This is a genomic window from Terriglobia bacterium (assembly GCA_035712365.1).
Classification (GTDB): Bacteria; Acidobacteriota; Terriglobia; order UBA7540; family UBA7540; genus SCRD01.
Genome location: DASTAW010000038.1, coordinates 102,063 through 114,825 on the forward strand (window position 1 = coordinate 102,063; position 12,763 = coordinate 114,825).

The following is a 12,763-nucleotide window of genomic DNA, read 5'->3' on the forward strand; positions in this document are numbered from 1 at the left end:
TCCTTGGCCGGGAAGCACGGGTGGCTTCCGCACTCACCCTGACTCGTGGGCCGGTTCTGCAAGGGCACTTCGCGTCGAGGTTTCCTTCCCCGGAATTTGCGGAGATCGCTTCCAAGGGTTTGCCGGTTCGAGCTGTTCGGGCGCTGCGCGAGGGACCTTTTCATGCAGGAGAAGCTCAGTCGCCATCACCTGGCTTTCCAGGTGAAACCACCTTTGCAGAGAAGACCTGGTGAGCAGGTTACAGACTGCCAGCAGGCTCATCCCCTGATGATGGGCCATCCAACATCGAACCAGTTCGCCCTCTGCCGTTCCACTCGTGCGGCTGTCAGAGTAATCAGTGGATTCGAAGAAGCCGAGTCGGCCGAACCAGCCCTTTTCCCACATCAACTTTAAGTTACGAACGGCGGACGTGGAGTCAACCAGCAGTGCCAGGAAGCTTGCGTAGGGAGCAATGACGATATCTTCTAATGCATTCGGGTCCACAGCCAGGCCAGGCAGACCAAATGCCGCATATTGGTAAATGCCTTTGTGGTCCCGGGCGCTGAAGGCCGCTTCTGAAATGCCCCAGGGAACCTTTCTCCTCCTCGCGTATTTCTGCTGGCAGAGCACCGCCGAGTGCATGCCCTCGTCCAGCATCGTGCCCGAATGCGAGCGCATCCAGAGCAAGGGCATCAGGTACTCGAACATGGTCCCACTCCATGAGACCAATACCGGCGTGCCTTCTTCAAGGGTTTGCGTCCTCCCCAGGTGAAACCAGGCTTCCTGCCTGATGTCGCCTTTAGCAATCGCAATAAAAGTGGCAGTTCGGGCTTCGGAAGCGAGCAGGTCATAAACGGCTGTTGTATGCTGCTGGGCCTCGACATCGTACCCAACGTGCAGAAGTCTCCTTTTCTGGTCGTAGAGAAATCGGAAGTCCATTTCTCTTAGAAGTTCCTCGGCCTCGCCCGCGAGGCGCTGAAGCCTGGCGGAAAGATTTGTGGCTCGATCGAGGCTGGCCCTGAGAAGTGAGGATAGAGATCTCACGCTATCTGTGGCGCCGGGTGTGCCGGATTCCGGTGACCGGTCGTTCAGCTCTCGTTCCATCTGCGGCAGGACCGCGGGCAGTGAAGCCAGAGAGACATCGTGCCCCGGACTGTCCAAATGAAGCTGCCTGTACTCTTGCAAGAGCCAGGGCGCCAGAGTTTTTACGCTGGTCTGCACGTTTTCGATCCGCGCAAGCGTTTCCGACAGCCACCATGACAGGTCGTCTGCCGAGCCCTGGTCGCCACTTTCGCCATCCGGTCGGTTGCTGCAAAGTGCATCCATGACAGCTTGAATTTCCTTGTGAAGGCCGGGCAGGGACCAGGTCCAATCCGAAGCGTTTTCTCCGGCTCGATCGGCCCATGAGACTACCTCCTGGATGCGCAATACAACTTCCGGCGCCAGGGTCTTCTGATGGGCTATTTGCTGAATGAGCGAAAGATGGTCGCGGATGCCCTGGCATAGCTCTCTCGAGAGAAGTGGCTCGTTTACGAGCCCGAGGCATGCCTGCTTCAGGGTCCACAGGCAGGCCGCGAGGTTTCCGCTGTCCACCGTCGAAACGAATTTTGGAGGAAGCGGGTCAAGCGTATGCAGGTCATACCAGTTGAGAAAATGCCCGTTGAACCGAGAAAGACGTTTTGCAGAATTGATCGTTTGTTCGGTTTGCTCGATCAGCTCGGTGAGTGTGAGATAGCCAAGGTGGTGGGCTGCCAGGCGCGCGTTCAACAGAATTCCGAGGTTTGTGGGCGACAACACGTTCATTACTGCAGGGGGTTCCTGCTGAACGCGGTCGGGTATCAGCCAGTGAACTCCGGCATTGCTGAACTCCCGGAAGTACCTCCAAGTGGAGAGGGACGCAATCCTCAGGAAGGCGACGTCCTGTGGCTCCAAAGGTTTCGTGCGTCTGCGGGGCGGGTGGTTAATCCATTCCGTGAACACAGGGGCAAGCAACCAGAGGCCCAGTATGGGTGCGGCCGCCGGCAATGCAGGAGGCCGGAGAAATGCCAGGGAGATGCCCGTTGCCAGGGCGAACCACGGGGTGAACGCCAGGTAAGCTTCGACAGCCGTCTTTTTCCTGCTGCCTGCTTCTGCTTCAGCGGACGTTTCCCATTCCAGCAGGTTTCTGCGCGTGACGGTGAGGCGTGTGAGAGTTCTGACGATGGCGTCAAGCATGACGAACGCCTTGTGGGGCAGGAACACCAGCATGACAAATACCTGCAGATGCCCCGTGACGAAAGCGTTCGCGCGCTCCTTCAAAAAGCCCTTAAGGTTGTCAGCCCTCCACACCTGGGCCAGTGAGATGAGGGTTTCGACATACGTGGGCAGCAGCAGTAGCGCAATGATGACAGCCGTCCAGTAGAGGGCGCCGCCGCGGAAGGCAAACCAGCCGGCCAGTAATAGCAGGAAGAGGTTCAACTCGATCAGGCTGCGCCTGAGATTGTCGAAGATTTTCCAGCGGGACAGGAGTGTGATTGGGTTCGGGACCCGCGCGCCAAAGAAGTCGGGCACGTGAGGCAACAGCCATCGCAGGATCTGCCAGTCGCCTCGCACCCAGCGATGCATCCGGCGCGAATAGGCGCTGAAGTGTGACGGGTAATCGTCGATCACCTCAATGTCGGAAACGAGTCCGGCTCTTCCGTATACGCCTTCAATCAGGTCATGGCTCAGTAGAGCATTGGACGGAAACCGATTGCCCAGCACTCGCTGGAAGGTTTCGACCTCATAAATTCCTTTGCCTGTAAAACTGCCTTCCCCAAACAGGTCCTGGTAGACGTCGGAGACGGCCCGCGTGTAAATATCAAACCCGGTTTCACCGGAATATATGCTCGCCAGCCGTGACTTGCGGGCGGATTCAACGCTGATTCCAATCCTGGGTTGCAGGATGCCGTAGCCCTCAACAACTGTATTTGTTTTCCTGTCAATCACGGCACGATTCAGCGGGTGAGCCAGCGCTCCGACAAGCTTGTAAGCGGTCTCCCGGGGCAGGCGCGTGTCCGAATCGAGCGTGATCACGTATCGGACCCGAGGCAGAGTGGAGAGGTCGCCGACCTTGACCGGGAAATTATCTTCCTTGCCCAGGATCAGCTTGTTCAGGTCGAGTAACTTGCCCCTTTTCCGTTCCCATCCCATCCACCTGTTTTCCTGCGGATTGTAAACACGGTGACGATGGAAGTGGAAGAAACCGCCTCGGCGCTCCTGCGCGTACTTGTCGTTGAGTTGTTCGACAAGCGAACTGCACAATGCCACCAGGTCATCGTGCTCGTCCGTGGGTTTCGAGGCGTCGGGCGAGTCCGTCAGGAGGGCGAAATGTAAATTGGGGTCGCGATTTCCCAGGTAGCGGACCTCGAGAGCCTCTACAATGTGCCGCACCTCCTTTTCGTTCAGCAGAAGGGAGGGGACCACAACGAGAGTCGAGAACTCGTCTGGAATGCCGCCGGAGAAGTCCAGCCTCGGAAGCCGGCGCGGCCGCACAAAGCGGACGGTTAGCTGGTTCATCAGACCGACTGCGGCCTGACTTGCGGGAATCAATAACAGCAGGCCCGGAATGAGAGGGATCACCGTTCCCAGGTGCCATAGCAACAGAAAGACCGCAACCAGCGTTGTGAGTTCGACGCCCGCAACATAATAGACTTCCGGCCATCCAAGGATGAGGTCGCTTATTCTCTTTGCTAACGAGGGGCGATACCCGATAACTCTTTTCAGTTTCAGGCTGCCGTGGTCCATCAGGTAATATCCGGCGCTGCTGCGGCGATCAGTGGCACGCTGATTCACTCCCCATTTCCGTTCCTTGGCTTTCCGCGCGCATAGGATGGCCCCCTTTGCAACCTCGGTTTCACTCAGCTTCGTGTGCCGGGCCAGCTCGGATACGGCGTTTCGATAGAGTTCGCGGCTTTCAAAGTCCATCCAGGGATAAGCCCCAGAGGGGTCTGACCGCAGAATGCGGTCAACGACACAGGTTGCCTCAAAAAACTCTTTCCACTCCATTTCAGAAATGTCACGAAGGCTGGTGATTATCGTCGAGGGAAGGTGAGAGTGAATCTCCGGAGAGCCATCTCCCGATGCAGGGACGGCCATAAGTTTCTCGCCTGCGATTCCAAGCTCTTCCAGCAATGCAAACTGAAGCAGAAGTTTCAGCGCCCGGAGCTCACCGATCTCGAGAGCGACCACCTGCTGAACTCCGGTGACATACTTTCCGAGCGCCTCTTCTGCAAACCGGAACTCTACCGCGGTCAGAAAGCTGCTCGCGATCTGATAGACGCGCGGAACAATTTCATCCTGCTCCGGTGAGGGTTGCAAGCCGGGCAAATCCCGCAACGATTTGAAGGCATCCCGAAATTCTTTTACAGTGCTGCGAAGAAAGCGCGCATTGTCGTGAATCCAGCGATGTTGCTCAGCGGCTGGGCTGTTTTCGGGAGTCGCCTCGCTGCGGAGCAGTAAAGTTCGCTCAACGGATGCCCGGGTCCGTTGCCAACGCGGGTTGAGGACCTTGGGACGGTTCAAGGTTCCGGCGGCAACCCATTTCCGAGCCTGATGCGTGCCGAGCGCCCGCAGCCACTCATTCCGAGATTCATTCGAAATTTCTCTGGCCTGCTCACTGTTGCCCAGGGGACGCTTCGTATCAGCGGAGCTGATGCCAGCGTCCGGGACCTTCGGGCAACCATGAGAATGCTTATCGAAGATTCGGTTCATAACAAAATCTCTTGTTTTCCACGTTACCGGTAGCTGGCGGCCTGCATTTCGAACATTCTTGAATAGCGTTCTCCGCGTGCCATCAGCTGGCTGTGGCACCCGTCCTCGACGATCTTGCCGCCTTCCAGGACAAGGATTCGGTCCGCCATGCGGACCGTGGAGAAGCGATGGGAAATCAACAGGGCGGTCTTTCCAACCGTGAGTTCGGAAAATCGCTCAAAAACTTCCCGTTCAGAACGAGCATCAAGCGCCGCCGTCGGCTCATCAAGGATTAGTAACTGCGCATCCCGGAGGTAAGCTCTTGCCAGAGCGATTTTCTGCCATTCTCCGCCGGACAGGTCCACACCGCCCTCAAACCGCCTGCCGAGCATCTGCTCGTACCGCCCCGGCAGCTTACGCAGCACGGTGTCGGCAAGGCTTTTGTGAGCGGCCATCGAGATTCGGCTGAGGTTATCGCGGTCCTCGATTTTCCCTGCGGCAATGTTGTCGCGCCCGGTCATTTCGTAACGCATGAAGTCCTGAAAGATCACCGCAATTTCCCGGTGCAGGTCTTCCAGGTCATAATCTCGAAGATCGACTCCATCCAGCAGGATTCTTCCTGCGGTCGGATCGTAGAGCCGCGTGATCAGCTTGACGAGGGTTGTTTTACCCTGCCCGTTTTCGCCCACCAGGGCCACTCGCTGGCCGGGTTCGATTCGAAGGTCAAGGCGGTCAAGAACGGCACGCCTGGTTCCGGGATAGGCAAAAGTCACCTGGTCGAACTCAAACCCCTGGCGTATGGGCCGCGGGGCCGGAATTGCATTGGGCTTGGACTGCACCCTGGGCTCGAGACGGAACAGATTCAGGAAATCGGTGAGGAACAGCGCCTGGTCGGCGATGCTTGTAAAGCTGGAGAAAATCTGCTGGATGTTGCTGCTGGCGCCGGCGATGGCGGTGGCCAGGTAAATCAGGGACTTAAGTGAAAGGTCTCCATGGATCGTCCGATAGATCACGAAGGCGTATGCGCCATAATAGGCGGTCGCACTCAGCAGCGAGAACAACGAGCTGGCAAGGAGCCGGCGCTTTGAAAGCGAAACATTCTGCGTATAGATCTCGTCGGAAAGCGCGGCATACCTGCCCGTCAAGTACGGGCTGAGTCCGAACAGTTTTAGTTCCTTGGCGCTTTCTTTGCTTGCCCCTAGCTGCCGGAGATAGTCGAGCTCACGCCGCGCGGGCGTCTGCCGAAATCTCAACGAGTATCCCAGAAAGGCGAAGTGGCTCTCGCCGACAAACGCCGGCAGAACGCCGACGATGAGGAGCAGGAGAATCCACGGTGAAAAGATGCAGATGGTAATCGAAAAGGTGAGGGCCGTGACGAATTGCTGGAGGGCCCTGCCTGCGGACGAAATCATGCTGACGCGGTCTGTTGCCTGGACCCTTGCCCGTTCCAACTTGTCGTAGAAATCGGGGTCTTCATAGGTTTCCAGATCCAGCCTTGAGGCATGGCTCATCACCTTGATGCTGACATGCCGGATGAACTTATCGGCCAGGACGCTCTCACAATAGCCAATCATGCGCGAGAGGACACTGCCCCCAAGCGCCAGCCCGAATTCGGCTGCTACCAGCCACCAGAATTTTGGCGCCAGATGCTGGTGGGCAGTAACAACGGAGGCGACTTCGCCGATTATGGCAGCCGAAACTGCCGCAATGCCAATTGGAATGAGTGCTGAAACTATCTGCAGCGCCAAGCCGGCAATCGTCACGCGCGGCCCAGATTCCCACACGATGCGAAGCCCAGGCGGAACGTTTCGTAGCGCCCGAAGGCGGTCTCTCCAGGCATTCCCAAAGGACTGTTTTGAGGAGTTTTCCTGCATTTGGACCCTAAACTTTGTCGCAGGCTCAAAAGCCGTCAGGATGGGCGAAAAGCTCTCCCCTTGCGCACTCTATCATAACTGGCAATCCAGTTGCCTAACCATCGATCTCCATGGCTTGATCAACCTCTCTGCTTCCAATGAGTTGCGGCTTCGGATTCAGGGGCGGAGCGGAGGCTGTCGCGGGAATTCAGTAAAAACTACAGACTTCGTGAAATAAGAACCTGATTCTCTGTGCGATTGATGGCTGCTGCGGATCCCCTTGCGGCCTCTCACCAAGGATAGGCGCCCGCGACAAGTTCTCGGGTTGAAGGAGCCGGAAGTCCCGGATTTGGGGTCGTTGCCTTCTTGGCCCTCTCCAGGGCGCACAGGTGAGGTCCGAAGAATTCCAAAGCCCAAGGCTTCAAGTCGGAGCAGGCGAGCCTGAGCGGACCCGTCTCCGCCGTTCACCGGCGCCACCACCGTCCCGCCCTGGTCGTTATTGCAACGCATGTTTTCCAAAAGTGGAGGAGCGCGGAGAGCAAACCTCTAGCCCCAAAAGGCCCTCGCTTTTCAGCTGGCAATACACATGTAGCGTGGTGCGGGACCGGGCGGAGACACTTCGTTTTCAACAAATAGGCCCGTGCCAAGCTTCCGCAATCGAAGTGAGGCAAGGGAGTGCGCCGCTCGAATTCCTGCGTCAATTGCGGCTTTGCGGCTACAACCGGGAAAGGGAATGAGGAAAGCCCTCGGCCGATTTTGCTTGACTTTTGTTGGCTACTATGGTAGCCTCACTGATGACGGCAGGGGATGTGTACGCCGGAAGCCAACAGTCTGGACAGGCTCTGAATTTGCTCTCACAAAATCGAATGCAATTGCCGGTAGAGTTTGGCATTAAAATTGTGGGACAAAAAAATGTGTTTTTTGAAAAACAAAGCGGAGAAGTTGCTGAAAACAAAGGATCGGCCCTGAAAAACAAACCGGAACAAAGCTAAAAACAAAGCGGAGAAGTTATTGAAAACACGTAGCTGTGGAAAAAACAAACCGAAACGAACCTAAAAACAAAGCGGGCCATGTTATTGAAAATACAAGGCACGATTCTATGCCGGCGCGCCGACGGCCCTGGCCGTCTCCCCCAGCAAAGCCCTCCTCCTCTCCTCACTCACACACTTCGATCCACAATGGGGGTACACCTACCCTTCCAATTCCAGCCTGCGGGCCTGCTTGACATTCGAGATGTCCACGTATACAACGACTGTATCAAAAGCGAAGAAGCCGATCTCCCGCGCCCAGACACGGGAGGCACGGTAAAGGGCAGTTAGTGACAGACGCTGGTGAGGCGAACAATGGCGCCAGAAGAGCGCACGAGCAACTCAAAACGATTTCAATCCCGTGGAATGCGGGGAATCAATAATGACAGTTTTGTCCACGAATGGCCTGAAGCGGGCCTGACGCTGTTCCACAGCCCTTACGATCCGAATCCTCAGATCAAGGTCGAAGATGGGCGCATCACCGAAATGGACGGCATTCATGAACGCGATTTTGACTGGATTGACAAGTTCGTTGCCTGCCATGCTATCAATATTCAGCTCGCTCAGAAATCAATGGCGATGGACTCCCTGGCGATTGCGCGGATGCTGGTGGACATCACGACGCCTCGAGACCAGGTGATTGATGTCTTCTCCGGTCTTACTCCAGCCAAGATCATGGACGTCGTGGACCATCTCAATGTAGTTGAGATGATGATGGCCTTGCAGAAAATGCGCGCCCGAAAGACCCCCTTCAACCAGGCTCATGTAACCAACAGGCGCGAAAATCCAGTCCTGCTTGCTGCCGATGCCGCTGAAGCCAATGAGCGCGGATTTTCTGAACTGGAGACAACAGTTGGCGTTCCGCGCAATGCGCCACTGAGTGCGATGGCTATCCTCATTGGGTCTCAGACCGGTCGAGGTGCAGCGCTAACCCAGTGCGCCGTGGAGGAGGCTCTGGAATTGCGCCTTGCCTTGCTGGGGCTCACAACCTATGCCGAGACTTTGTCCGTCTACGGTACGGAGCAAGCCTTCTCCGACGGGGACGACACTCCGTGGTCCAAGGCATTCCTGGCTTCAGCTTATGCGTCCCGCGGCATCAAGGTGCGGTTTACATCGGGGTCCGGTTCCGAGGCCCTCATGGGACATGCCGAGAAGAAGTCGATGATCTACCTGGAGGCCCGATGCCTGATGCTCATCAAGGGTGCCGGGTCACAAGGCGTCCAGAATGGTTCGATCAGTTGTATCGCTCTTCCAGAATCCTTGCCTGGCGGGGTGCGCGCGGTCCTGGCGGAGAACCTGATTGCCACGCTACTCGATTTGGAGCTGGCGTCCGGCAACGATGCGATGGCGTCTCACTCCCAGATTCGCAAGTCCGCGAAACTGATGCTGCAGTTTCTGCCCGGCACGGATTTTATTTTCTCTGGCTACAGCGTAATGCCGCGGGAGGACAATCTCTTTGGCGGCGGAAATTTTGACAGTGATGATCTGGATGACTACACCGTGCTTCAGCGCGATATGCAAACGGATGGTGGACTCCGTCCGGTTCGCGAAGAGGTTATTCTCGATGTCCGCCGTCGCGCCGCACAGGCAATTCAATCCGTTTTCCGGGAATTGGCCCTTCCCACGATTACTGACGCCGAAGTGGAGGCAGCAGTCACGGCGCGAAGTAGTTGTGACATGCCGGTGCGTGATGCCGTGGCTGACTTGAAAGCCGCCGATGAATTTCTCAGCAGACGGCTCAACGCGCTGGATGTACTCAGGGCCTTAGCCAGGCATGGGTTTTCTGATGTGGCAGAAAAGATTCTCTCCGTGCAGAAATTGCGTGTTTCAGGCGACTATCTTCAAACTTCCGCCGTGCTGCTACCCGGCGGTGCAGTCTCAAGCGCAGTGAATGATGCCAATGATTACCTGGGGCCGGGTACTGGCTATCATCTCAGTTCTGCGCGCGCGCAGGAGATAGCGGACCTACCGCAAGCCGGCGACCCTCGTCAGATTGGCGTTGAGACGGATACGTGGTCGGCAGACTTCTTCCAGGAAATTGGAGAAGCGTCGCCGGGCAACGACGCCTGTGAAATTGTTATCGCGCTTGGACCGGCGTTTGGTGCCAGCCTGAAATCAACGATCCTGGGGATTCCCCATGGCAAGGTCTTGCTTGCGTTAATCGAGGGAATCGAAGCCGAGGGCGGGACGGCCCGTGCGGTTAGAATCTATGCGACCTCGGATTGTGGTTTTATCGGGCATGCAGGCGCCCTGCTGAGCGGATCAGGCGTCGCAATCGGGCTGCAGTCTAAAGGGACCACGGTGATTCATCACCGCGACCTGGAGCCTCTCAACAACCTGGAGCTGTTCCCTCAGGCTCCTGGCCTGACGCTGGATTCCTACCGAGTCATTGGAAGAAATGCCGCGAAATACGCCAAGGGAGAGCCTGTGCTGCCGGTCCCGATCCAGATCGACAATATGGCCCGATTGAAATTTATCGTAAGAACAACCGTTCTGCACCTGCGGGAAACCAATCAAGTGCGGAGTGGCAGGCCGCCGCAGGAAATTCGCATCGTCAAGGGGTGATGGTCGAAACTGGAAGGAAGGTGATTGAATGAGTGATGAATCCGGAACCCAGAGTTATCCGCTCTCCGAGCGCTATCACGACCGTTTGCGAACACCCTCGGGAATTCCATTCGACGATATTACCGTTGAATCCGTCCTGGATGGGCGCATTCAAATGGATGATCTGCGGGTTACGGCCGAGGCATTGGAATTACAAGCAAGGGTAGCGGAAGGCTGCGCGCGGCCGCAGTTGGCGGAGAATTTCCGCCGCGCCGCAGAGCTGGTTGATGTGCCCGAGGAGAGACTTCTGGAGATTTACCGGGCTCTTCGGCCGGGCCGTGCTTCAAAGGCGGGCTTGCTGGCACTGGCAGAACAGTTGGAGACCCGCTGGCGCGCTACCAGGTGCGCCAACCTCATCCGAGACGCTGCGAATGCCTGCCGGAGTTAAGCCTGATCACGGGCATCGGGCAATGGGACTGCATCTGGCTGGTTCTTGAGCGGTAACACAAGCGCTGTAGCAGCCTTGAATCGGAAGATATCATAACAACCTTTACCGAAATAACCCTGTCCGTGGATGTTCTCCAGCGCGTTGATAAGGAGTTGGAGTATGAAATTGGGAATAGACAGCTACTGTTATCACAGGTTCTTTGGCGAGGTCTATCCCCAACAACGCCCGCCTTCCTTGCGAATGACTATGGAGGACTTTGTCAGCAGGGCTTGTGAACTGGGCGTGGTGGGAGTCTCCCTAGAATCCTGTTTTTTCCCCAGCTTCAGCTCGGAATATCTCTCAGGGTTGAAAAAGAGTCTTGATGAACATGGACTTGATCGTGTTTACGCCTGGGGACATCCGGACGGCCTTGAAGGTGGGAGAAACCAGGAAGCCTATGAGGATATGATCCTCAATCTCGATTACGCGCGTCAGATCGGGGCCAAGGTCATGCGAGTGGTGGGGAGCAGTCTCGTATTTCGCAACGACCCGCACCAACCGCAGCTCGAGCGCCTTACGCGGATGTTTCGCGAGGCTGCCAGGGTGGCCGAGGAGTACGGGATCAAGCTGGCAGTGGAAAATCATATCGATTTTAATGCAGATGAAATGGTTCAACTCTTAGAGGCCGTTGATTCACCCTACCTCGGCATTAACTTCGATACCGGTAATTTCGTTCGTCTCCTGGATGATCCTGTAAAAGGCATGGCCAAGCTGGCATCTCGAGTTTACGCGACCCACATCAAGGACCTGCAAGTGCAGAAGAGAGTTCCAGCCGACGAATGGTTTTTCTTCTCTTCAGTTCCAGCAGGGGACGGAATCGTTGATATTGCGAAGCTTGTCGAGATACTGACCGCATCGGGCTTTGACGGGATTCTTGCGGTCGAAATCGACTTTCTGCATCCGAGTTACGGCGATGACGAAGATGCAGCGGTAGCGAAGAGTATCACAAAATTGAAATCGATGATCCGGACGTGAGATTGTTGAACCCCGTCAGAGCGTCAGGCAAGAGACCGGTTTCAATTTGCGGGCACATATCCCCCGAGTTTTGTTCCACGAAGGCAGGGAAAGGACAGCCATTTTAGAAGCTGGACATGCCTTTCAGACTTTCCCGGGTTAAGAGCGCGGCGCTATGATCAAGAAATCGTCTCGTCAAAGAACTGAGGAACACACGCTTCTTCGCGGTTCACGTAAGTGGAGTTGGGCGAGCATGTTGTTTTTTCTTGGCGTGGCGGCCGTGTTTCAGCCGAGACTCGCCCCGGGAACGGACGAACCCTACGAGAAAGAGACCTTCGCGTATAAGCATTTGAAAGGTTGCGCCTTGTCAGTCGATGTTTTCCGAGCTCCTACGACGGTCGTGGAACCCGTTATCTTCTGGATTCATGGAGGCGCACTCATTGGAGGTTATCGTGGTAACCTTCGCGCAGACCAGGTAGGCAAATACATTGAGGCGGGGTTTACTGTCGTCTCCATTGACTATAGACTCGCTCCGGAAACAAAACTTCCCGAAATACTCGACGACATACACGATGCCTACGAATGGGTCCGTAACGAGGGCCCTTCACTCCTTCACATTGATCCCAACCGTCTTGCCGTTGTAGGACATTCGGCAGGAGGCTATTTGGCGCTCACCCAGGGTTATCTGGAATCACCGCCACCAAAGGCCATCGTGTCCTTCTATGGGTACGGCGACATCGCTGCCAAATGGTATAGCGAGCCTGATCCATTCTACTTGGGCCAACCACCCGTTTCTGCAAGGGAGGCCGTCCAGTCGCTGTGCTCAGGTTACCCATGCGGAGGCGAGCCACCGGAATCTAGATGGCGTTATTACCGGTATCTCCGACAGCAAGGGCTGTGGCCGAAAGAGGTGGCCGGCTATGATCCACACAAAGACCCGCAGGCCTTTCATCCCTACTGCCCTGTGCGCAATATCTCAGGAAAATTTCCGCCTACACTGTTGATCCACGGGGACAAGGATACCGATGTACCGTTCGAACAATCGGAAGAGATGTACAGGGAACTAAAGAGTCTGTGTGGCAACTCCATCTTGACACCTGGTTATAATGCGGGTGAGAGGAGATCCGCAGATGAAATTTTTTGATTACAATCCCGATCAAGCTTACCTGCTGCCGCCCTCGGTGGGGGATGTTCTGGGCAGCAATCAT

The 12,763-nt window shown here is 56.1% G+C and carries 7 protein-coding genes and 1 pseudogene; 6 read left to right on the forward strand and 2 right to left on the reverse strand.

All coding sequences use genetic code 11. The annotated features are described in order from the left end of the window. Nucleotides 1-33 precede the first annotated feature (33 nt). Nucleotides 34-4,710 carry a glucoamylase family protein gene (locus VFQ24_11230; GenBank protein HET9178918.1) on the reverse strand — a complete coding sequence of 1,559 codons (4,677 nt, stop codon included), beginning with the start codon at nt 4,708-4,710 and terminating at the stop codon, nt 34-36. A 23-nt stretch (nt 4,711-4,733) separates the two neighbouring features. Further along, complete coding sequence (locus VFQ24_11235) at nt 4,734-6,437, reverse strand: ABC transporter ATP-binding protein (GenBank protein HET9178919.1); 1,704 nt, start codon at nt 6,435-6,437, stop codon at nt 4,734-4,736. Nucleotides 6,438-7,336: 899 nt separating this feature from the next. Between VFQ24_11235 and VFQ24_11240 the strand changes: the two genes are divergently transcribed. From VFQ24_11240 to VFQ24_11265, 6 genes and pseudogenes are all read left to right on the forward strand, one after another. Then, nucleotides 7,337-7,534: a hypothetical protein gene (locus VFQ24_11240; GenBank protein ID HET9178920.1), complete on the forward strand. Its 198-nt coding sequence runs from the start codon at nt 7,337-7,339 to the stop codon at nt 7,532-7,534. 351 nt (nt 7,535-7,885) lie between these two features. Next, nucleotides 7,886-9,571 (forward strand): annotated as a pseudogene (locus VFQ24_11245) (propanediol/glycerol family dehydratase large subunit). A gap of 78 nt (nt 9,572-9,649) precedes the next feature. Next, on the forward strand, nt 9,650-10,135 hold the full coding sequence (locus VFQ24_11250; protein HET9178921.1) for a glycerol dehydratase reactivase beta/small subunit family protein: 486 nt from the start codon (nt 9,650-9,652) through the stop codon (nt 10,133-10,135). Between the two features lie 28 nt (nt 10,136-10,163). Then, on the forward strand, nt 10,164-10,562 hold the full coding sequence (locus VFQ24_11255) for a diol dehydratase small subunit (GenBank protein HET9178922.1): 399 nt from the start codon (nt 10,164-10,166) through the stop codon (nt 10,560-10,562). A 159-nt stretch (nt 10,563-10,721) separates the two neighbouring features. After that, entirely contained in the window at nt 10,722-11,576 is an 855-nt protein-coding gene (locus VFQ24_11260; GenBank protein HET9178923.1) for a sugar phosphate isomerase/epimerase family protein, read from the forward strand. Nucleotides 11,577-11,730: 154 nt separating this feature from the next. After that, nucleotides 11,731-12,699, forward strand: a complete 969-nt coding sequence (locus tag VFQ24_11265) for an alpha/beta hydrolase (protein ID HET9178924.1) — start codon at nt 11,731-11,733, stop codon at nt 12,697-12,699. Nucleotides 12,700-12,763 lie beyond the last annotated feature (64 nt).